Consider the following 20,932-nt stretch of genomic DNA (forward strand, 5'->3'; position numbering starts at 1 on the left):
GGGCTATACCCGTCAGGATGCGACATCGCGAAATGGGTGTGTGCTGTGCCAGTGCCGGGCGATATCAGCGCGGCGTGCATACCAGACATGTTCGTGCTGGCGCGTGTATTCGATGAAGCGCTTGAGCGCGGCGATCCGTGCGGGGCGACCCAGCAGGCGGCAATGCATGCCGATGGACAGCATTTTGGGTGCCGTTGCGCCTTCTTCGTACAGGGTGTCGAAGGCGTCTTTCAGGTATTGATAAAACTGTTCACCGCTGTTGAAACCCTGCACTTGAGTGAAGCGCATGTCGTTGGTGTCGAGGGTGTAGGGTATCACCAAGTGGGGCTTGCTGGGCCCTTGTACCCAATAGGGCAGGTCGTCGTCGTAGCTGTCGCTGTCGTACAGGAAACCACCTTCTTCCATCACCAATTGCCGCGTATTGACGCTGTTGCGTCCGGTGTACCAGCCAACAGGGCGCTCGCCGGCAATGCGAGTGAGGCATTCAATGGCGCGCTGCATATGCGCGCGCTCGTCCTCGATGGACATATTTTGATAGTCGATCCAACGGTAGCCGTGACTGCAAATCTCATGTCCGGCGGCGTGCATGGCTTGAATGACTTCAGGGTGCCGTTCCGCAGCCATGCCGACGGCGAAGATGGTCAAAGGGATTTTCTGTGTGTCGAACAAGCGCAATAAGCGCCAAACGCCAGCGCGGCTGCCGTATTCGTAAATGGATTCCATGCTGATGTTGCGTTGGCCGACCAGCGGTTGGGCCGCCACCATTTCGGACAAAAATGCTTCTGACTCGGCATCCCCATGCAGGATCGAGCGTTCGCCGCCTTCTTCGTAGTTCAACACGAACGACAGCGCAATGCGGGCCTTGTTAGGCCACTGCGCATGGGGCGGTGTAGCGCCGTAACCGATCAGGTCACGGGGATAGTCAGACTGGCTCATGTATTACAGTGACCCTTTAAATGGACGTTGGTTTGGGTGGACGATTGTCTGGTGCGGCGTCGCGCTCATGCACTATGTTGCCCGCCGCCACGGTGTAGCGCACCGCCCGGTCATCGCCGAGCGTCATTAAAACGAACAAACGCTCTTCCAGTGAGGTGGCGTACTGCATACGGTGTGCCAGTAATGGTGTGGCATGGCTGTCTAGCACCACAAAGTCGGCGTCTTTACCCACGGCTAACGAGCCTATACGGTCGTCCAAGCGTAAAGCACGCGCACCGCCTAAGGTAGCCAAATACAGCGACTTAAAGGGGTGCAACTTAGCGCCCTGCAGTTGCATCACTTTATAGGCTTCGTTCAGGGTTTCCAGAATAGAAAAACTGGTGCCTGCGCCGACGTCGGTGCCCAGCCCAACATTCACGCCGTGGGCTTCTGCTTTGGGTAGATTGAACAGCCCACTGCCCAGAAACAGGTTGGAGGTGGGGCAGAAGGCTAATGCGGAGCCGGTTTCCGCCAATCGTTCGTATTCATGGTCGCACAGATGGATGCCGTGGGCGAATACCGAGCGCTCACTGAGCAGTTGGTAGCGGTCGTACACATCCAGGTAATGTCGGCTTTCAGGAAACAGTGCCTGCACCCACTCAATTTCTTTTTTGTTTTCCGACAGGTGCGTATGCAAATAGAGATCGGGGTATTCGTGCAGAAGCTTTGCCGCTAAGGTCATTTGCTCGTGGCTGCTGGTCGGCGCGAAGCGCGGCGTGACGGCATAATGCAAACGGCCTTTGCCGTGCCAACGCTCGATCAGTGCTTTGCTGTCGTTATAACCGCTTTCGGCGGTATCCAACAGGTACTCCGGCGCGTTGCGGTCCATTAATACTTTACCGCAAATCATACGCAAGTCGCGCGCCGCTGCTTCGGCAAAAAAAGCATCAACGGAGGCCGCGTGTACCGTGCCAAACACCAATGCTGTGGTGGTGCCGTTGCGCAGCAGCTCGTTTAAAAAGACGTTCGCAGTTTGGGCCGCGTGCTCGGAGTCGGCGAAGCGTTGTTCCGCGGGAAAAGTGTAGTTGTTCAGCCAGTCCAGTAATTGTTCGCCGTAAGAGGCGATCATGTCGGTTTGCGGGTAGTGAATGTGAGTGTCAACAAAGCCCGCTGTAATCAGCGCGTTCGGGCAGGCGATTACCTCCGCATCCTGCCGCAAGTCAGGCAACAGGGTTTCTGCTGGCCCCAGGCCGGTGATGCGTCCGTGTTCAGTAATCAACAAACCATCGGCGAAGTATTCATAGGATGCTTCTAAGCCCACTTCTGCGGGGTCAGCGACGCTGTGAACAATAGGGCCGCGCCAGGCACGTAAGGAAGAGGGGGCTAAGCTCATGGTGTAAGGAGACTCACTGGTTATTTGTTAGGTTGGCTAGTGTTTGTTTTAAGCGCTGCACGCCCAGTAGAACACGCTCGGGTGTGGCGGGGGCGTCTATTTGCGGTTGCATGCGGTAATCCGCTAAGCTGGCCACCGCGTCCTTAATGGCACACCAAGCGGCAATGCCCAGCATAAACGGTGGTTCGCCGACGGCTTTAGAGTGGAAAACGGTGTCTTCCGGGTTCTTGCGGCTTTCCACCAGGTTCACACGGAAGTCCAAAGGCATATCACTGACGGCTGGAATTTTGTAACTGGCGGGCCCGCTGGTCATCAGCTTGCCCTGTTCGTTCCAAACCAATTCTTCGGTCGTCAGCCAGCCCATGCCTTGAATAAACCCACCTTCTACCTGGCCAATATCGATGGCTGGGTTCAGTGACGCGCCTACATCATGCAATATGTCGGTACGGAGAATTTTGTACTCTCCGGTCAGCGTATCCACGATGGTTTCACAACAGGCCGCACCATAAGCGAAATAATAGAAAGGATGCCCAGCGGCTTTTTCCCGATCATAGTAGATCTTCGGTGTACGGTAATAGCCGGTGGCCGACAGCGATATTTGATGGTAGTAAGCCATACTGGCAAGTTCAGGGAACGATAAATACCGCTCGCCGACCTGTATTTGTCCGTTCTGGAAGCGCACTCGCTCCGTGGTTACATTAAAGTGTTCTGCAGCGAAGTCAGTAAGGCGGTCTTTGATTATCTGGGCAGCATTTTGCGCAGCTTTGCCGTTTAGATCAGCACCAGAGGATGCGGCAGTGGGCGATGTGTTGGGAACCTTGTCCGTGCGTGTTGCAGAAATTTGTATTTGATCCAAGTCGACCTGAAAAACTTCGGCGACGATTTGCGCCACCTTGGTGTTCAAGCCCTGGCCCATTTCAGTGCCGCCGTGATTCAGGTGAATGCTGCCGTCGGTATAGACATGAATCAGGGCGCCGGCTTGGTTTAAGAACGATGCGGTAAACGAAATGCCGAACTTAACCGGCGTGAGCGCCAAGCCTTTCTTCAGTATGGGGCTGTGCCGATTGAACTCGATGATATCTTTGCGGCGCTGTGCGTAATCGGCGGTGCGTTCCAGTTCCGTCGTTATGTCCGCAATGATGTTGTGCTCCACCGTTTGATGGTAGTGCGTCACGTTGCGCTCGGTCTGGCCGTAATAGTTGGCTTTCCGCACATCAAGCGGGTCTTTGCCCAAATGCCGGGCAACGGCGTCCATGATCTCTTCAATCGCCATCATGCCCTGCGGGCCACCGAAACCGCGATAGGCCGTATTAGAGGCCAGGTTCGTTTTGCAGCGATAGCCGGTGATCAGCGCATCGCCCAAGAAATAGGCGTTGTCGGCGTGGAACATGGCCCGGTCGACAATCGAGCCGGACAGGTCTGCAGAGTAGCCACAGTTGCCTGCAAGATCGATCTTCACACCCTGCAGAACACCTCGGTCATCGAAGCCCACGTCATAGCGGGCATAAAAGGGATGGCGCTTACCCGTCATCATCATATCGTCGACACGTGCCAAGCGCATTTTTGTTGGGCGGCGTGTGAGGTGCGCAATGACTGCACAGAGACAGGCAGGGCCAGCGGCTTGGGTTTCTTTGCCACCGAACCCGCCACCCATGCGGCGCATGTCGGTGGTGACTCGGTGCATGGGCACGCCCAGCACACTGGCGACCAGTTTCTGAATTTCGGTCGGGTGCTGACTGGAGGTGTACACCAGCATCCCACCATCTTCGGTGGGCATCACGGACGAAATTTGTGTTTCAAGATAAAAGTGTTCTTGGCCACCAATATGCAACTCACCCATCAATCGGTTTGGCGCGCTGCCAAGCGCTGCAAGTGCATCACCCCGTTTGTGCTGGTGGGGGTCAAGTACAAAATGTTGGCGATTCAGCGCATCAACGACATCCAGCACGGGTTCTAGAACTTCGTATTCTATGATAGCGGCCATAGCCGCTTGTCGAGCAATATCAATGGAGTCAGCGGCAACGGCGATTATGGGTTGTCCGACATATTGCACTAAACCATCGGCCAGTAATGGGTCGCCCGCAACCAGAGGCCCAATATCCAGTTCTCCTGGTACGTCGTGGGCGGTAATGGCGATAGCCACGCCCGGAAAATCGTAGCAAGGGCTGACATCTAAGCGGGTAATGCGCGCATGCGCATGCTCGCTTAAGCGCGCATAGACGTGCAGCTGGTTAGGAAACTCCAGACGGTCGTCAATATAAACGGCTTCGCCGGTAACGTGTTTGTCCGCGCTCTCATGTTTTAATGCCTTACCGACGCCGGTTTGTAAGTCCTGACGAAAACGTTCGGCTAATATTTCCTGGCTGGCAACGGGATGATGGTGGTTAGACATAATCGGTCACCCGTAACGTCGCATGAGGTGGAGTCAGCTCAAGATAGTATTTACGTAATAAGTTTTGTGCCGTCAGTAGTCTGTACTCCTTACTGGCACGGAAGTCACTCAGCGGTGTAAAGTCTTGTGCTAAAGCTAGGCAGGCCTGTTCGATCGTCGCCTCAGACCATGGTTGATTTAGCAAGGCTTGCTCGCAGTGTGCAGCACGCTTGGGCGTTGCAGCCATACCACCAAAAGCGAGGCGCGCGGAGGCCACCACACCGTCACTGATGTGAAGAGCAAAAGCAGCGCAGACGGCGGAAATGTCGTCATCGATGCGCTTGGATACTTTGTAGGCCCGAAACTCGACATCCGCTTGCAGTGGGACGATGATTTTCTCAATAAACTCGCCTGGTTGTCGGTCGGTTTTTCGGTAATCCAGAAAGAAATCTTCCAGCGCGATGGAGCGGCGTTGCTCAGCGCAGCGTAACTGAATCTGGGCATTTAAGGCGATTAACAGCGGTGGGCTGTCACCGATGGGCGACGCGTTGCCGATGTTGCCGCCTAAAGTGCCTTGGTTGCGGATCTGCAACGAGGCAAAGCGATGCAGTAATTCACCAAAATCCGAGTAATGTGTGGTGAGCGCGTCATAGCAGTCAGTGAGGCTGGCAGCGGCACCGATTTCCAAACGATCTGAAAAAGCCTCAATCGTTTTCAGATCACTTACTTGGCCCAAATAGATCAGTGTTGCTAGAGGCCGGTGAAATTGCGTGACTTCTAACGCCAGATCGGTCCCGCCGGCCAATAAGCGAGCGTTGGGGTTTTGCTTATATAGGGCTGCGAGTTGATCGGTGTTTTGTGGAATGAAACAGCGGTGGCCGTTCGCTGTCCATTCAGTAGGTTCGGTTGGCGCAATCTGTTGCAGTTGCTGTACCGTGGTTCCACGTTGTGCATCAAAATGGTCAGGTTGTTGGCTTAGAGCGGCTTGTTCTGCTGCTGCCAAGATTGGGCGATAGCCTGTGCAGCGACAGAGGTTTCCTGATAGTGCTTCTAATGTAGAGCTTTGATTGTAGTCAGTACGATTTTTGTTCAGCGCGAATAACGACATGACAAAACCTGGCGTACAGAAACCACACTGCGAACCGTGACAATCCGCCATCGCTTGCTGTACATCGTGTAGCTTCCCGTCGTGCTTGAGATCCTCAACAGTAATCAGTTGCTTGCCATGCAACGCGGGTACAAAGGTTAAACAGGAGTTGAGTGTACGATAACGTATGTCATTGCCTACCAGCTCTCCCACGACAACTGTACAAGCACCGCAGTCACCCGATGCGCAGCCTTCTTTGGTGCCCGTTTTGCCACGATGCTCACGCAGGTAATTCAGTACCGTAGTGTTGGGATCAAGCTCGTGCTCTGTTTGCACGTCCTGATTAAGTAGAAACTGAATCACTGAAGACCTCCTGAGACCACAACGCCGGAACGCATAGACCATTATAGTATTTATTGTGGTGCTGTGATTTTAGTCATTAGCTGACCGTACGGTCAAATAATAAGTTAGCAAGCCTTTACATGAAGGCCTTGCCGGAATGATCTTGTTATCGGATAAGGATCGCGCGGAAGTCATTCACGTTAGTGAGGGTGGGGCCGGTAATAACGGAATCCCCCAGGGCTTGAAAGAAACCGTGGCCGTCGTTATTGGACAAATAATCCAAGGCATTAATGCCGAGGCGTGAAGCGCGGAATAGCGTGTCGGGCGTAACGATGGCGCCTGCTATCTCAGACTGACCATCCACGCCATCTGTATCAGCGGCCAGTGCCGATACCCCGGGCAAAGCCGCCAAATCGATGGCCATGGCAAGCAGCAGCTCCACATTACGGCCACCATTACCCTTACCTCTTACGGTGACCGTGGTTTCTCCGCCAGATAACAGTACACAGGGCGTTGGCAGTGGTTGTTGAAAGGTAACGACTTGGCGTGCTATGCCGGCCATTACCTTGCCGACTTCTCGGGCTTCGCCCTCAATGCTGTCGCCTAAAATAAGAGGGGTAACGCCATGCGCGCGAGCTGCATTCGCTGCCGCCTCTAGTGATCTTTGAGGTGTTGCAACCAAATGCGTGGTGACATTCTGTAAGCGCTTGTCGTCGGGCTTAACCGACTCGTACCGGCCGCTGGCTAGGCCTTCACGCGCAGCTGGCGGGACGGCAATGCTGAAGTGATCGATAATTGCGAGAGCATCTTTGCAGGTTGTGGCGTCCCCTAGTGACGGGCCGGATGCAATTGCAGCCGGATCGTCACCGGGCACGTCCGAGATCAATAAATTGACGACTTTCGCGGGATAACAGGCAGCGGCAAGCCGACCCCCTTTAATAGCCGACAGATGCCGTCGTACGGTATTGATGTCCTTTATGGTGGCACCCGATTTTAGCAAGGCGTGGCTAATGGCTTGCTTGTCCGCCAGGGTTACGCCATCCGCGGGCAGAGGCAGCAGTGCCGATCCACCGCCGGAGATCAACATAATAACTTGGTCGTCCGCGGTCAGCCCTTGCACTAGGGATAATATGCGTTGTGCGGCAACCAGTCCTGCTTCGTCCGGTACTGGGTGTGCAGCTTCTATGATCTCAATGTGCTTGCATGGCACCGCATAACCATAACGAGTCACCACTAGGCCGGACAGATCCTCGTCTGGCCAATGTGCTTCCAGCGCCGCAGCCATCGCAGCGGATGCTTTGCCGGCGCCTATTACGATCGTGCGACCCTTTACCGGGGGCGGCAAAAAATGGTGTAAGCATTGGCTGGGCTGTGCTACTGCGAGTGCTGCATCAAAGAGTTGGCGCAGCAATCTGCGGTTGTCGGTGTCGGTCATCAGGTTGTGTACTCAATCAGGTGTGCACTAATAAGTTAGCAGCTTTCACGCCAATTGCAGGGGCAGGCCCATCATAAAGACATCAACAAAGCCTATGAATCGATTTTCCAGTCGTTATTACATTCAAAAACTGAACGGAATTGGTGTAAGTGAGACTACCGTGCCTTGTAACCGACCGGTCAATGCCTTAAGTTGTGCATCCCCTCCATGGGATGCCCCCATTTGGGGCTTCGCGTTAAAACGCTCCCGGCGTTTTAATGTTCGTCCCCTCCATGGGACTCACCCCCGTTGGGGGCTTCGCGTTAAAACGCTCCCGGCGTTTTAATGGGTGCGCTGCAGTTATTTGAGGTGTTGCTGTGACTCTGGATAGACGCTTTTTTCTGACGGTATTCCTGCCTTTTGCGTTGGGTTATTACCTGTCGTTTTTCTTTCGCATCGTGAATGGTGTTATTGCCGAACCTGTCGCTTTGGAGCTGGGTCTTGGCCCGGCGAGCCTGGGTTGGATCGGCAGTGCGTACTTCCTGTTTTTCGCCGCGGCACAGTTACCCTTGGGCGTCTTGCTCGACCGTTACGATACCCGTAACGTCGCCTCGCTGATCTTATTGATTGCGGCTGCCGGTGCTCTGGTGTTTGCCTTCGCGCAAACACCTTTCATGTTGTGGTTGGGGCGTGGACTGATCGGCTTGGGCGTATCGGCTTGTTTGATGGCGGCCTTCCGTGCTTATGTGGCTCTGTTACCCGCCGACCGTTTGCCGTTAGTGAATGGTTTGCAGTTAGCGTGCGGTGGTCTGGGTGCCATAACGGCGACTGCCCCGGTAGAAATCTTGCTGCCGTTGATAGGCTGGCGTGGTCTGTTCGTGGGCTTGGCCTGTGTTACCCTGCTGATTGCCGTGTTAGTGCGCTTGCGGGTGCCACGCATCATTCAGCATGATGGCCCGAAAGCCGCATTAGGTGATCAAATCCGCGGTAGCTTGTCGGTGTTTGCGAGCCCGATCTTTTTGCGTGTTGCTCCAGCCAGTGTGTTGAACCAAGCTATTTTCATTGCCATGCTGGGCTTATGGGCCGCAGTCTGGTTGCGCGAGGTGGAACAGCTGACGCCGAGCAATACGGCCGACATGTTGTTTTGGGCTGCCACAGGCATGGCGCTGGGCTATATGACGCTCGGTGGTCTGTCGTCCTGGCTGTTGAAGTACCGCATTGCCACCACTCAGGTGGCGATGTTTTGCATGACCATGTTCTTCGTGGCGATGCTGCTGTTGATCTTCCGCGCACCGGTATCCGACATTCCGCTGTGGTTCTTATTGGGCTATTTTGGTTCCTCTGGTTCCTTGATGTACGCCGCCTTAACACGGCAATTCCCTGTAGAGCTGGCGGGCCGAGTGAATACGGCGTTGAACTTGCTGCTGTTCGTTTGCGCGTTCTTGTTGCAGTGGTTAATGGGTGTGGTGGTCGGGCTATGGGAGCCTGATGCGACCGGCCAATACCCGGTGGTGGCGTATCAGGCGAGTTTTGCTGTGTGTGCCGTGGCACAGGGTTTGTCGCTGTTATGGTTTAAGTTTTGGCGGCGTAATCGCGTTTAATACCCGGTTCTGGGGCTGAACGCAGCCCCAGTGACACGGCCCGTAAATCTACACGTCTATCGCAGGGCCACCGCGCTTTCCAAACGTGCCAAATCGTTCACTATTTGCCAACTGCCGCCGCCAGCTTCAATGCGCTCCTGCCAGCCCGCCAAACGCTGCTGGTACGCCATGGGGTCATTGTTGTCACTGCGCTGGCGTTTCACATTCACCGCTACGACTTGCACGTTGTCCAAGCTCATGGTGACGTTGCGATTCAGCCACGGGGGAAGGTCCTCGTGTAGGTCCGACAGTAAGAACAAATATTTCTGCCCCGCGTTTACCTCGCTTAAGTAATCTGTCGCCAACAATACACCGCCGGTAATGTCGCTGTGGTGACTCGGCACGCTGAAGCGGTTTAAAAAGGCATCGACTTTGCCTTGAAACTCGCGCTTTTGTTGATTCGTAATGCTAGGCCGGTGGTCGAAGGTGGCCCGTGCAATGATGTTGCGTTCACTGAAACTGCTGTTGTCAATGAAACCGATCGCCAATGAATCGCCACTGGTCAGATTTGCCAGCAGGTAGTTACTGAGCGTTCGTGCCTTGTCCAGTTCTCCGGCGTAGTCGCCGGAGATGTCCACCAGTACAAAGGCAGCGCGGCTTTGGTTGGCCGGCTCACCGCAACCCATCAAGAACGCTGCGAGTACAGCACCGACGGCCAAGCGTACCTTATTCCAGCGCGCCTTGCGGCGCAGTGCGCGTTCTTTCTCCAGCTCTTCGATCTTTTCCAGTTCGCGCTCAACCAGATACCGCACCTGTGAATTATGAATGGTCATGGTTTAGGCCTCCCGTGCGGTTAACGGCATGTCGGCGTCGAATTCACCACTGGACTCTGGAGCCGCGCGACGCTTTTCTTTCGTGGGCTTGGCCACTTTGGCGTGGGGCTTCTCTGTGCTGTCGTCAGCTGTGTCAGAGTTCACGGGGGCGTGGTCACGACGCTCCTTAATCAAACGCTCAATACCTAGGGGCAGCATAATGAACAAGTCGTAAAGGCTGACCAGCATCTTGCTAAAATGGTTAGCAATGCCGCCGATCAAGCGCACCAGCAAGCGCAGTGCCCGCAGTACACCCAATGCAACCAATCCAAGCACTGTGCGCAGCGAGTGTACAAAGGCCTCTAGGGGAATGGCGACGAAGGCCAGCGCGAACGGCAGGATAAAACCCAGAACCAACTGCCCGATGGACGGAATCCAACGGAAGCTGTGCTCAACCGCAGCGCCGGCCCCGGCAGCGCCAGCTAACGACTGGGCTAAGGCTTCGCGGTCCAGCGCCAGCAGATCACGCATATAGGCCAGAGACGCTTCAATGCTGGCGAAGATCACCAGAATGGTGAAGGCGGCAATCGCCATGCGCTTGCGCATCTTGTCGTCCATGCTGCCGATCATCGGGAACAAGCGAGTGATTTGCAGGGCTTCCAATAAGAACAGGCCCATGGTGATTTCCACTGCAATGATCACCAGAGCGGCAATGTCTGAGGTGCGCACCGAGCCAATGTAGCTGGCGCCGCCGACCATTTCAGACATAGGCAAGGCAATCAGGTGGAAGTTGATGATGCCGCCGAAGGTGGCTATCACCAGTACCAGGCTGGCAATAAAAAACTGGGTAAGTGATGACGCCGTCAGTGAATTCACTGCCTTGTCTTCACCTTTGCGCAGGCTTTCGTAGTCGGCCATTTGGCGGTCAATCACCTTGGTGCGATCGTCCAAACCCGTGATGGTCTGCTGTACCTTCTCCATGGTGTTACTCAGCGAACGCATTTCCGGCTGCATACCGTTCAGAATTTTATGTCGCTCGTTGGCACTCTTTTGATACGCCTTTAGGGTCTGCTGGTGCGAGCTTTCTACCATGCTCTTAATGTTGTCGAGAATCTTCACTACGGCTGGATCGCCGGTGTTTGGCAGCGCCGAAATGGTTTCTACCACCTCGGTCCAAGCCGGTGGGAGCGGAGCGTCATCGGTGGCGGCGTGGTAGTCGTCCTGCACCTTTTTCAGCGTCTCGGCCAGCTTGCGATGCAGACTGGGGTATTGGCTCAGGTCACGTTCCACCACGGTGTTCACGCGGCTGAATTCTCGCTCAATGGCTTTCTCGGACGATTCGCGGCCCATCGCCAACAGTACGTCGCGGTTGCGTGTCATGACACGCTGTTCTAACTGGCGAATGCTGGTGGCCGCAACCCGCAGCGTGCCATGAATGGCACGCCCAGTACCGCGCAACAACTGATGCGCATGTGGACGGCCGAGGTATAAAACGGTAATAGCAATGATCAGCCAGATCGCCAGCGACAATGCGGGCGATTCGGACCAGATGTAGAGTAAGTCAGTCATGATGTTCACCTTGTTCGGTTGTGGTGAACACATTGTTGTGCAGGCTGGTGAAAAATCTGTGAGTTGTGGTCGCGGTGAGTGTTTCCCTCTCGGCTAATGAGCAAGCGTGGACAGGTTCCAGTACCGCTATAAACGTCGACCCCGGATGACTCGAAGGAGGATCACCACGACCGCGATGACTAAGAGGATGTGGATGAATCCGCCCATGGTATATGAGCTAACAAAGCCCAGTAGCCATAGGACTATGAGCACAATTGCAACGGTCTCGAACATGTGGTGCTTCTCCTCTGTGGTAAAGAAAGTGGCGAACGGTAGATCGGACGGCCTACTGCTGCCGAATGAGAAGCTGTGAAGCGGCGGAAATAGTTTATTGTGTTGCGACAAAACAAGGGTAGGGAATAACACGGTGGCTAATGTTTAGCTACGGGTTTTACCGGCTCAGTACAAATGTTTATGTGCTTTTGGGGGTTCCTTTTTTTGTGGCGAGGGCCCGTTGGTTGGGCTGCGTCATAAGATCGATTTGCATAGGGCCGCAGCCCGTTCATGGTCATCCATTATTTCTTCGGGTGCTAAGTAATAGGTCATCTGTATCCTTATCGTTGCCCTGAACACCACACTCAACAATCGAAACGGTATCGGGCAGACCTAGTCGATATTCCTGAGGCATCGCATCCGTGTAGAGGCGGTCAACATACTTGAACGATGCAACTTTGCAATAGGCATTCAAATGCCACTTGCTATGGTCTGCTGCCAGTAGTCGAACTCTAGTATTCGCAATGATGGCTCTGCTGGCCTCCGCCTCACGAATATCATAATCCATTAAGCCATTTTCTAAATCCATGCTGCCAGTGCTGATGATGCCAAAGTCGGTTACGAATGAGCTAAAGAAGTGGGTAACTTCAGGCCCGACTACATCGTGATCATTATGTCGGTATTGCCCACCTGAGACGATAACTTCTATATCAGCGTTGCTCGACAACGCTGACGCGACGCTTAGGTTATTGGTCAGAATCTTCAATGACCGATGATGGATAAGTGCGCGAGCGACCTGTTCACACGTGCTGCCAACACCAAGGCTCACGGTAGCGTCGTCGGGGATTGAGTCAGCTATTCGCTGGGCAATCATTTGCTTAGTAGTAATGTTGCGAATCTGACGATCGCTAATGGGGCTGTTGGCGGCATTAGTAGGTAAGCTGACACCCCCATACCGACGACGCAACAAGCCCTGTTCGCAAAGCTTGTTGATATCGCGTCGAATGGTCTGTGGTGTGACACCAAAGCGTTGCGCAATTTCTTCCACTTCTACGTGGAGTTCTTTGCGGGCCCATTCGAGGATACTGTCTTGTCGTTCTTTGGCGCCCATCAGACCTTATACATGCCTAGTTAACCTTCGGTGATCGTATGTGGCAGCTTACCTAATACTGGTGCTGCCTTAAACTAAATCCAGATTTGATTTCGGCGTCTTCGCAAGCTGCTTCAGCCATGTGTCTGCCAATTCCGCAAAACCTAGGCCGGAACGCTGATTCATAACGACAGCAGGACGAGCCTGCATATTTTCTAGATGATGTCGGATGTTTGCCACACCAACGCTGAGCGGAAAAAACTCAAACATGCTTTCGTCGTTAGGCGCATCGCCAATAAAAACCGCCCGGGTTCTCAGCTCGTCAGGGTTTAATCCGAGTAACGTCTTACCCACTCTCAATGCCATAGTGCACTTGTCAAAGTCACCTAACCAAACGTTCAGGTGTATAGAGCTTTGACGAACGTGAAATCCCTTGGCCGAGAGTGCTCCGTGTAATGTCTGCACCTTATCGTCCGATAACGATTGTTGCTGATTGTAATCTATCGCAACGTCGACATAACGAAAAGGTTGATCAGTAGCCAGTTGTGGTTGAAAGCCGACATCCAGCGTCGAAACAGCGGCCAGAATGGAAGCCTGATCGGCTCTATGTTGATCTTTGTCCCCCCAAAACTGCCACCGGGTAACTTGAGGAGATTCCCGCTCGATAAAAAATGCGCCCCCCTCACCAATTACTGCCCGTACGGGCCATGTGCGAATAATCTGATCACACCAGCCCGCACAACCACCGGTAACGGGAATCACCTGAACGCCCGCTGCCGCGAGCTGGCAGATAGCTAGGTATGTCTCGGGCAACAAGCGCCCGTCGGTAGTCAGCGTGTCATCTACATCCGTAAATAGAATGTCGGCCTGACTATAATCCAATGCTGTCATTATTTGGCTCATGTTAGGATTGAGTCGATCGGATGTGGCATCCGAAGACCAGCATCGCTGGGCTTCAGACACTCACAAACCGTTAAGGGTCAGATGACCTTTTTCCGTAGAATGCTGGTGATCGCCTCGCCAATAATCACCAATACAATGATCGCCATCAGTATCGTAGCGACAGTTTGCCATGCAAACATGTCAATTGATCCTTGCAGCAAAACGCCAATGCCCCCGGCGCCCACCAAACCAAGTACTGTGGATTCACGGATATTGATGTCCCAGCGCAGGACGACGATGGCAAAAAATGCGGGTAGCACCTGCGGTACAATGGCGTACAAGACGACCTTCATTTTGCTGGCACCGGTAGCCTCCATTGCCTCAACGGGGCGACGATCAATTTCTTCTATGGCCTCACCCATCAATTTCCCAATAAAACCAATGGATCGGAACATCACCGCCAGAATCCCCGCTAATACACCCGGACCAAAAATAGCCACAAACAGCAGCGCCCAAATGATGGTGTTGACCGAGCGACTGGACACCAGAATAAAACGGCCTAGCCACAAAGTGAACTTATTGGGTGTGGTGTTCTGCGCCGCAATGTACGACACCGGTAATGCGACAAAGATTGTCAGCAAGGTTGACAATGTAGCGATGTGCACAGTTTCCAGCATTGCATTAACGATAGCAGTCCAAGCACTGAACTCAGGCGGCCACATGCGGGCCCCAAGATTCTGGATCTGGTTGGGAGCGTCCCAGACCCACGGCCAAAAAATATCAATGTCACTTACTGCCCAGACAACCGCAATCAGAGTCACCAGATAAATAGTATAGCGAATCAATTGCTCTTTTCGGTCATAGCGTGACCACACGCGTTGGGTTATTTGTGCTGCTTGATCTACCATATTTTTTTCCTCACCCAGCCGCTGACACCTTCACTGATCAAGATAATGCCAATGATCAGCAAGAGAATGGCAAATGCGAAATCATAGTCATACCGGCCAAAGGCATTCATCAATGTACCGCCAATACCGCCGGCGCCGACAATGCCAACAACAGCCGATGCTCTCAGGTTACTGTCCAGCTGATACATGGACAGGCCGATTTGACGCGGCATGATTTGTGGAAAAACGCCATAGACCAACATTTTCAAATAACCGGCGCCCACTGAGCGCATGGCCTCCACTTGGCCCCAGTCAATCTCCTCTATTTCCTCGGCCAGTAGTTTGGCGACAAAGCCAATGGAGTATAGGGTTAGAGTAAGAATGCCTGCTAACGGACCGAACCCGACAGCAGCGACAAACAAAATGGCAACGATCACCGGATGAAAGCTACGTGAAACGATAATGATACCGCGACCTAGCAGGTATATAGGCTTGGGTGCTACGTTTTTAGCTGCCATAACAGCAATGGGTACTGACAGAAAAACCCCGAGTAGGGTAGCTAGAAATGCAATCTGGAAGCTTTCCTTAAACCCCGTCCACAGCAGTCCACCTCGCTCAAAACTGGGTGGAAAAGCACCTCCAAAGATACGTGCCGCACGAGGTAGGCCCTCTGAAATACGTGTCCAGTTAAAAGGGAGTGTTGAGAAAGCCCAGTACAGATAAACTAATGTCACTACGATTAAGCCGTAGCGTAGCCACGGATTGGCGATAAAATGTGGTTTCTTCCACATGCGGCCTACCGTCATAGCAGAATCTGCTTTGAGTTGGCTCATACCACCGCCTCCTTAGCCTGCATCGCACTGTCCGTCACTTCATTTTTGCCGTCTTCTTCTGGTGACTCAATACCGCCATAAATAGCATCTAAGGCGTCTTGATTGAATTCCTTCGGAGCGCCATCAAAAATCATCTGCCCATGACGCATCCCAACAATTCGATCTGTGTACATCCGAGCTTGAGTTACGTTGTGAATGTTAATTAACACCGGCAAGGACATTTCGCTCGCTAAGGTTTGTAACAAGCTCATGATTTGTTGTGACGTTTTGGGGTCGAGAGAAGCTGTTGGTTCATCCGCCAGCAGGATTTCTGGTTCCTGCATAAGTGCTCTGACAACGGCTACCCGCTGGCGCTCGCCGCCGGACAGTTGATCTGCGCGCTTATTGGCATAATGCCCAATTCCCACGCGCTCCATTAAATGGTACGCGCGGTCAATGTCTGACTGTGGAAATCGACGTGTAAGCGCTTCAAAAAAAGATACATAGCCTAAGCGGCCAGAGAGAACGTTTTCCATGACCGTTAACCGGTCAATAAGATTAAAGCCTTGGAACACCATGCCAATACGACGACGAGCTTGGCGCAACTCGCGTCCACGCAAGTTCACCAACTCGTGGCCATTTAGCTTTACTGACCCCGAAGTCGGTTCCACCAGACGATTGATGCAGCGTAGCATGGTACTCTTGCCAGCGCCGGAGGCCCCAACGATGGAGACGACACTACTGCCATCAACCGTCAGATTTAGCCCCTTTAGAACCGGCTCATTCCGCCCATAACTTTTAACAAGGTTGTTGATCTCTAACATGGATGTCACTCCCGAGTGCGCCTCCTACCAATGAGTAGAAGGCGGCATGTTTACTTATTGAAGGTTGTCGCGGGTGTAACGAACACCATTAGCGGCCTGGATGGTGCGGATTACACGCCAGTTATCCTGGTAGGTGATGGGTATGAAGGTTTCAACGCCTTCAAATTCTTCGCCTAACTCCGTGCCGGCAAATTCGAAGGTGTAGAATGCCTCCCGGATCTTCTCGACCAAATCAGGGTGCAGATTGTGCGCGTGGGTGTAAGACGTAGTAGGGAAACGGTCGGATTCCCATATCAAGCGGACATCTTCGGGATCATACAAGCCACGAGCCGCCATACGCTCAACCACTTCAGAGGCGACTGGAGCGGCATCATAATCGCGTGCAACGACACCCAGCATAGATTGATCATGGCTGCCAGAGAAAGTGATTTCATAGTCTACACCGGGTACTACACCTAACTCAGGAAACAGAGCTGACGGAGCCTGATTGCCGGAGTTGGATGTTGGAGACGTATGAGCTACTCGCTTACCCTTCAGGTCAGTCATTTCATATATGTCGGAATTCTTGTGAGTAAATACCTGCAGTCGGTAGCCAAACTCACCATCCTCAGAACCCATGAGAGCAAACGGCACTGCGCCCGCAAGATTCACTGCAAAGGGCGTGGGACCAGTAGAAAACCCGGCAATATGCAAGCGACCACTGCGCATGGCTTCTACTTGCGCCGAGTTAGATTGCACAGCAAAGAAGCGGACATTACGGCCTGTTACTTGTTTCAGGTGGTCAATGAATGGCTGCCAGATATCTGCGTAGATAGCGGGGTCTTCTACTGGCGTGTAAGCGAAGATCAGTGTATTCGGGTTTTGCCATTTAGAAGAATCTTTCGGTAAGTCAGCAACCATGTCACCGTTTTCATCGCAGTAGATCACATCAAGTGCACCGCGCTCACAATCGGCCATGGCATAGCCGCTGGTGCCCAGCAATAGGGCGCTCGCCATAAGAAGAGCACTGGGAAACAATCTCTTTTTCAAAGTCATAGGTGGTTCTCCAAAGGGAGTGATCCTGAAGGCATACGCAGCCTGACTTGAACATTTTGAGCGGATCAGCATCCCAGATAGTTGTTTTTGTTGTAATGTTCAATCGAACATAAGATTAGCATCGAGCAAACTTATTTCAAGGTTTTTCCTTAAAAAACAACGGAATTGAACAAAGGCTTTTTATAAGGTATTGATTTTTAATAATAAATTCTTGGATAAAATGTTCAATCGAACATTTTATAGCGTGATTATAGGCTACAAGCCTCTTTAGAGCCCTGCCTCCACCATCTGCTTGATTTTCGTCGCCTTCTCGAAGTGGTCTAGCCTGTGGGTTTGCATCCACCACGTCGCTGCTTCCATCAGCAGCTCAGGATCATCATTCTTATTGGCGAAGAAAGCGTAGAAAGAAACACCAACGGCGCTGCCCTTGGTGTGTAACTTCTTGTCGCACACGCTGATGATTTTATTGCGTAGTCCATCTCGCATCGTCTATTCCTGTTTCCTTTTCTAAAGGGGGCTCCCAATAGCAGTCGTGGAGCCTAGCGCAGCATGAGCGGCCTGGCAACAGCCGTTGGCGCTCGGGAACTTGCGCTGTGATTTGGATAACGCGTACAGTGACTAGAATGTTACCAAACTGCAGGAACCGTCATGACCTCACCTTCTCCGATCTTCCATATGCTCCCGGATGCACCAGACCCCGTTGCACCCTTTAGTCATGCTGTTGAGCACGATGGCTGGGTGTTACTCACTGGACAGATGCCGTTTCTTGGCACGGATTTGGGCTCTGGTTACCCAGAAGGCATTGAAGCGCAGACGCGTCAGGTTATGAAGAACCTAACTGCCGTACTGGAAGGTTGTGGCTTGGGGCTACAGAATGTATTGCAAGTGCGTATCTACCTGACGAATTTCGACCGCGACTACGACCAGATGAATGCAGTATATGCGTCCTACTTCCCAGCAGACAGGCGCCCGGCACGCACCTGTATCGGCGTCGGCGGGCTCGCCAAGGGGGCGTTGATTGAGATCGATATGGTGGCGCGTCGTTTTTAGGGCGCTTGGATGCTGAACAGGTAAATAACGAATTCAGGTTAAGTCTTCTTTCGCCATTCCATCTGCTGGCTTTGTGGATTACGCCCACTCGTCCAGCGTTCACCACGTGCTAAACTGCGCTCAATGTAAAGCGTTTGAGGTAGCTATGGCGGCCATTTTCTGGGTGGAAGACCAGTCGCATTGGATCGATAAATTTAAACCGGTGCTGGAAAGTACGGCCTTTGACGACACACCGACGCAGGTGCAGGTGTTTAAATTCGCCGAGGCGGCTTGTCAGCACATTCGGTTGGCTGACGCTAACCAACCCCCGGATATTGCCTTGCTCGACGCCAACATGAACGGCAACGACGAAGCCGGCTTTTCGGTGTCGCGTGCGCTGCAGCGCAAATGGCCGGGCTTGCCCATCATCTATCTGTCTGAACACAGCGGCACCGGTATTGAGCAACAAGCCTTTGAAACCACCAGTGCGCAAGACTTCATTGCCAAACATCAGCTCAATATTGAGTCGGTACTGTGCTGGCGCATCAAGGCCGTACTGCGCCAGCACAGTGTGCGTCAGCCAGAGTCTGCAGCGCTGCAGTCCGACCAAGTATTACACAGTGGTGATTTGCGCATCGACACCACTACGTGGGAAGTATACTGGCAAGGCACCAAGTTGATGAACCCGACCAACAGCCAGCGGCCACTCGCGCCGACACCGCGCAAAATTCTACGCTACTTGGTTGAGAGCGCGCCGCGTCCGCTCACCACTGAGCAAATAGCTGATAAATTAGGCGCTGATTTAGAGCGCTTTTCCAACGCCAATTACCGCCAGCATATTCGCACATTGCGCTTGTCGTTCGATCAAGCCATGGGTGGCTCGGGAGACTTCGTAGCGTTGTGCAAGCAAGGGCAGGGCATTGCGGCTTTCGGGGATGAAGGCGCGTATTGCTGGAAACCGGTCACAGGAGCCAAATAATGGCGGAGCGATTAAAAGGACAACTCAAAGACAAGCAACCCGAAGGCCGAGTGCAACGTGTGGTCTTCCCGTGGTTGAGTACGCTGGTCGGTTTGTTGGTGGTCACTTACTTGTTGTTTCACACCGAGCCGGAGCTGTTGCTGTATTACGCCGTGCCCTCGGACCTGTTACGGTTTGAGGTGAAGTACGCCGTATTGGCAGCCTTTGTGCTGATATTGTTGATAGATCTGCGACGTTATCGTCAGCAGTCGGCGCGGCAAAAAGCCGACCTCAAAGCCTTGCGTGAGCAGGTGCGTGATCTCTGGCTCAGTAAGAAGCAACTGCAACTCAAGGCGCATACCTATTCCGGCCATGCCGATAAGCTCAAGTTGTTTATCAGCGACAAGTTGCTGGATTACATTGAGTACGATGAAAAATTTCTGCATTTCAAAAGCATTGCAGCGGAAGTGCGCCACAACGGCGTGATCAGCTTTGACAAGGTGCAAACGGCGTTGCAAAACGCCGGCCCAGAGGCGCATTCCGCATTGGATGCCATGCGCTACCTGTGGGACTTGCTCGACCTTTCCACCGCAGACAATCTGGCGCTGCACATCAGTGGCCATTTAGCAGAATGCGAAGAACAGTATTATCAGCGCATGCTCAACCCCGAAGACACACCACCGCTGCCGCACGAACCCGTATTTGCGCCTCAGCACGCTGCGTGGCGTGCCTTGAGCTTGGTGCGTGCCGATACGCCACAGTTGCACGGAGAGGGGCAAGGTGAGCAGCCTGAACAGACGGAATGGCAGTTAGACGACCCACAATGGCATGTGCAGTTACAGCAACCCGGCGCGCTGCTGGGCAATGAAAACCATCTGATTTTGTTGTTAGAAAACCTGTTGAAGAACGCCCAGTTCTTTTCTGGCAAGCGCGGTTACAAAAGCCCACGCGCGACGATCAGCTTTTTGCTGGACGAGATCGATGGGCAGGTGCGCATTCGCATCTACAACCGTGGCCCGCACATCAAAGACGAAGACCGCCCGAACCTGTTCCAATTGGGCTTTTCAACTCGCCGCGTACGTGAACATCATGGCCGTGGTTTAGGCCTGTATTTTGTGAATCAGATCGTTAAAGGTTATGAAGGGCGGATCAAGGTCGAGAACATGTCGGCCCCGGATACGACCTACACTGTGCGTGTAGAACTGGACAACGACGAGATTCTGACCGACAGCGTGCGCGTGCAGGTAGTGAATGGCTTACCACAATGTGTCGACGCCGACGGCGCGTGGATCGATGAGAAGACATGGGAATATCGCAAGCCCGTACGTTCGGTAGAAATAACCGCTCAAGACGAGACCAAACCCCAGCGTAAAGGCGAATGGGCCAGCAAGGGCAAACAAACCTGGTTTGATGCTGCACACCCGGAGCATCCGCATTGGCAGGTCACGGTGCAGCCGAAGCGTGGCGCACACCAGCTGTCGTTTGCGCCCTTGGATATTCGCGGGGTGTTGTTCGATGTCCGCCTGCCGACGGCAGAGTACCGATTGGAGCACGCGGATCTGCTGGAGGAGGACATCGATGCGGAAGTAGAGAGGTTAGATGAGCAGTTTCGAACGCAAATTCCGTACTAGAAACTACTTAGCTCGCCTTGGCGGCGTTAAAATTAGCTTCAAAGTGCTC

19 protein-coding genes are annotated in these 20,932 nt (G+C 53.2%); 4 read left to right on the forward strand and 15 right to left on the reverse strand.

What is annotated here, in order from left to right:
- Positions 1–12 precede the first annotated feature (12 nt).
- The 5 genes from puuE to NFC81_RS02320 all read right to left on the reverse strand — a co-directional run bounded on the left by puuE (position 13) and on the right by NFC81_RS02320 (position 7,543).
- Positions 13–936 (reverse strand): allantoinase PuuE, encoded by a 924-nt coding sequence (puuE, locus tag NFC81_RS02300; RefSeq protein WP_304995923.1) that lies wholly within the window; start codon positions 934–936, stop codon positions 13–15.
- 16 nt (positions 937–952) lie between these two features.
- The gene (gene guaD / locus NFC81_RS02305; protein ID WP_304995924.1) at positions 953–2,308 is read right to left on the reverse strand and encodes a guanine deaminase; all 1,356 of its coding nucleotides are present in this window, start codon (positions 2,306–2,308) and stop codon (positions 953–955) included.
- 13 nt (positions 2,309–2,321) lie between these two features.
- Complete coding sequence (gene xdhB, locus NFC81_RS02310; protein WP_304995925.1) at positions 2,322–4,700, reverse strand: xanthine dehydrogenase molybdopterin binding subunit; 2,379 nt, start codon at positions 4,698–4,700, stop codon at positions 2,322–2,324.
- Entirely contained in the window at positions 4,693–6,129 is a 1,437-nt protein-coding gene (gene xdhA / locus NFC81_RS02315; RefSeq protein ID WP_304995926.1) for a xanthine dehydrogenase small subunit, read from the reverse strand. The genes xdhB and xdhA overlap by 8 nt, the downstream gene beginning before the upstream one ends.
- Before the next feature lie 145 nt (positions 6,130–6,274).
- Positions 6,275–7,543 carry a glycerate kinase gene (locus NFC81_RS02320; RefSeq protein ID WP_304995927.1) on the reverse strand — a complete coding sequence of 423 codons (1,269 nt, stop codon included), beginning with the start codon at positions 7,541–7,543 and terminating at the stop codon, positions 6,275–6,277.
- Positions 7,544–7,899: 356 nt separating this feature from the next.
- Between NFC81_RS02320 and NFC81_RS02325 the strand changes: the two genes are divergently transcribed.
- Positions 7,900–9,123 carry an MFS transporter gene (locus NFC81_RS02325; protein WP_304995928.1) on the forward strand — a complete coding sequence of 408 codons (1,224 nt, stop codon included), beginning with the start codon at positions 7,900–7,902 and terminating at the stop codon, positions 9,121–9,123.
- 56 nt (positions 9,124–9,179) lie between these two features.
- On the opposite strand, the gene NFC81_RS02330 is transcribed toward NFC81_RS02325, so the two are convergent.
- From NFC81_RS02330 to NFC81_RS02375, 10 genes are all read right to left on the reverse strand, one after another.
- Positions 9,180–9,935, reverse strand: coding sequence for a VWA domain-containing protein (locus NFC81_RS02330; protein ID WP_304995929.1), 756 nt, complete (start codon positions 9,933–9,935; stop codon positions 9,180–9,182).
- 3 nt (positions 9,936–9,938) lie between these two features.
- The gene (locus NFC81_RS02335; protein ID WP_304995930.1) at positions 9,939–11,483 is read right to left on the reverse strand and encodes a hypothetical protein; all 1,545 of its coding nucleotides are present in this window, start codon (positions 11,481–11,483) and stop codon (positions 9,939–9,941) included.
- A 126-nt stretch (positions 11,484–11,609) separates the two neighbouring features.
- Positions 11,610–11,756 (reverse strand): lmo0937 family membrane protein, encoded by a 147-nt coding sequence (locus tag NFC81_RS02340; protein WP_304995931.1) that lies wholly within the window; start codon positions 11,754–11,756, stop codon positions 11,610–11,612.
- Between the two features lie 274 nt (positions 11,757–12,030).
- Complete coding sequence (locus tag NFC81_RS02345) at positions 12,031–12,846, reverse strand: DeoR/GlpR family DNA-binding transcription regulator (RefSeq protein ID WP_304995932.1); 816 nt, start codon at positions 12,844–12,846, stop codon at positions 12,031–12,033.
- 69 nt (positions 12,847–12,915) lie between these two features.
- Positions 12,916–13,716, reverse strand: a complete 801-nt coding sequence (locus NFC81_RS02350; RefSeq protein ID WP_304995933.1) for an HAD-IIB family hydrolase — start codon at positions 13,714–13,716, stop codon at positions 12,916–12,918.
- 89 nt (positions 13,717–13,805) lie between these two features.
- Positions 13,806–14,615 carry a phosphonate ABC transporter, permease protein PhnE gene (phnE, locus tag NFC81_RS02355; protein WP_304995934.1) on the reverse strand — a complete coding sequence of 270 codons (810 nt, stop codon included), beginning with the start codon at positions 14,613–14,615 and terminating at the stop codon, positions 13,806–13,808.
- Positions 14,609–15,427: a phosphonate ABC transporter, permease protein PhnE gene (gene phnE / locus NFC81_RS02360; RefSeq protein WP_304995935.1), complete on the reverse strand. Its 819-nt coding sequence runs from the start codon at positions 15,425–15,427 to the stop codon at positions 14,609–14,611. The genes phnE (NFC81_RS02355) and phnE (NFC81_RS02360) overlap by 7 nt, the downstream gene beginning before the upstream one ends.
- Positions 15,424–16,230 (reverse strand): phosphonate ABC transporter ATP-binding protein, encoded by an 807-nt coding sequence (gene phnC / locus NFC81_RS02365; RefSeq protein WP_304995936.1) that lies wholly within the window; start codon positions 16,228–16,230, stop codon positions 15,424–15,426. The genes phnE (NFC81_RS02360) and phnC overlap by 4 nt, the downstream gene beginning before the upstream one ends.
- A 54-nt stretch (positions 16,231–16,284) precedes the next feature.
- A complete protein-coding gene (phnD, locus tag NFC81_RS02370; RefSeq protein ID WP_370529881.1) occupies positions 16,285–17,265 on the reverse strand; it encodes a phosphate/phosphite/phosphonate ABC transporter substrate-binding protein in 981 nt (326 codons plus the stop codon).
- Positions 17,266–17,532: 267 nt separating this feature from the next.
- A complete protein-coding gene (locus NFC81_RS02375) occupies positions 17,533–17,751 on the reverse strand; it encodes a DUF6500 family protein (protein ID WP_304995937.1) in 219 nt (72 codons plus the stop codon).
- Positions 17,752–17,913: 162 nt separating this feature from the next.
- Here NFC81_RS02375 and NFC81_RS02380 point away from each other — a divergent pair, with 162 nt between their 5' ends.
- From NFC81_RS02380 to NFC81_RS02390, 3 genes are all read left to right on the forward strand, one after another.
- Positions 17,914–18,315, forward strand: a complete 402-nt coding sequence (locus tag NFC81_RS02380) for a RidA family protein (protein ID WP_304995938.1) — start codon at positions 17,914–17,916, stop codon at positions 18,313–18,315.
- Positions 18,316–18,460: 145 nt separating this feature from the next.
- On the forward strand, positions 18,461–19,273 hold the full coding sequence (locus tag NFC81_RS02385) for a response regulator (protein ID WP_304995939.1): 813 nt from the start codon (positions 18,461–18,463) through the stop codon (positions 19,271–19,273).
- Positions 19,273–20,883: an ATP-binding protein gene (locus tag NFC81_RS02390; RefSeq protein WP_304995940.1), complete on the forward strand. Its 1,611-nt coding sequence runs from the start codon at positions 19,273–19,275 to the stop codon at positions 20,881–20,883. Before NFC81_RS02385 ends, NFC81_RS02390 begins: the two co-directional genes overlap by 1 nt.
- Positions 20,884–20,932 lie beyond the last annotated feature (49 nt).

The organism is Salinispirillum sp. LH 10-3-1, from assembly GCF_030643825.1.
Classification (GTDB): Bacteria; Pseudomonadota; Gammaproteobacteria; order Pseudomonadales; family Natronospirillaceae; genus Salinispirillum.

Excerpts from the sequence above, each read along its gene's own strand:
- NFC81_RS02320 (WP_304995927.1), bottom strand. The coding sequence starts at position 7,543 with ATGACCGACACCGACAACCGCAGATTGCTGCGCCAACTCTTTGATGCA.
- NFC81_RS02345 (WP_304995932.1), bottom strand. The coding sequence starts at position 12,846 with ATGGGCGCCAAAGAACGACAAGACAGTATCCTCGAATGGGCCCGCAAA.
- puuE (WP_304995923.1), bottom strand. The coding sequence starts at position 936 with ATGAGCCAGTCTGACTATCCCCGTGACCTGATCGGTTACGGCGCTACA.
- xdhB (WP_304995925.1), bottom strand. The coding sequence starts at position 4,700 with ATGTCTAACCACCATCATCCCGTTGCCAGCCAGGAAATATTAGCCGAA.
- NFC81_RS02340 (WP_304995931.1), bottom strand. The coding sequence starts at position 11,756 with ATGTTCGAGACCGTTGCAATTGTGCTCATAGTCCTATGGCTACTGGGC.
- NFC81_RS02350 (WP_304995933.1), bottom strand. The coding sequence starts at position 13,716 with ATGACAGCATTGGATTATAGTCAGGCCGACATTCTATTTACGGATGTA.
- NFC81_RS02375 (WP_304995937.1), bottom strand. The coding sequence starts at position 17,751 with ATGCGAGATGGACTACGCAATAAAATCATCAGCGTGTGCGACAAGAAG.
- NFC81_RS02380 (WP_304995938.1), top strand. The coding sequence starts at position 17,914 with ATGACCTCACCTTCTCCGATCTTCCATATGCTCCCGGATGCACCAGAC.
- phnD (WP_370529881.1), bottom strand. The coding sequence starts at position 17,265 with ATGACTTTGAAAAAGAGATTGTTTCCCAGTGCTCTTCTTATGGCGAGC.
- phnC (WP_304995936.1), bottom strand. The coding sequence starts at position 16,230 with ATGTTAGAGATCAACAACCTTGTTAAAAGTTATGGGCGGAATGAGCCG.
- guaD (WP_304995924.1), bottom strand. The coding sequence starts at position 2,308 with ATGAGCTTAGCCCCCTCTTCCTTACGTGCCTGGCGCGGCCCTATTGTT.
- NFC81_RS02390 (WP_304995940.1), top strand. The coding sequence starts at position 19,273 with ATGGCGGAGCGATTAAAAGGACAACTCAAAGACAAGCAACCCGAAGGC.
- NFC81_RS02385 (WP_304995939.1), top strand. The coding sequence starts at position 18,461 with ATGGCGGCCATTTTCTGGGTGGAAGACCAGTCGCATTGGATCGATAAA.
- NFC81_RS02335 (WP_304995930.1), bottom strand. The coding sequence starts at position 11,483 with ATGACTGACTTACTCTACATCTGGTCCGAATCGCCCGCATTGTCGCTG.
- NFC81_RS02330 (WP_304995929.1), bottom strand. The coding sequence starts at position 9,935 with ATGACCATTCATAATTCACAGGTGCGGTATCTGGTTGAGCGCGAACTG.
- phnE (WP_304995935.1), bottom strand. The coding sequence starts at position 15,427 with ATGAGCCAACTCAAAGCAGATTCTGCTATGACGGTAGGCCGCATGTGG.
- phnE (WP_304995934.1), bottom strand. The coding sequence starts at position 14,615 with ATGGTAGATCAAGCAGCACAAATAACCCAACGCGTGTGGTCACGCTAT.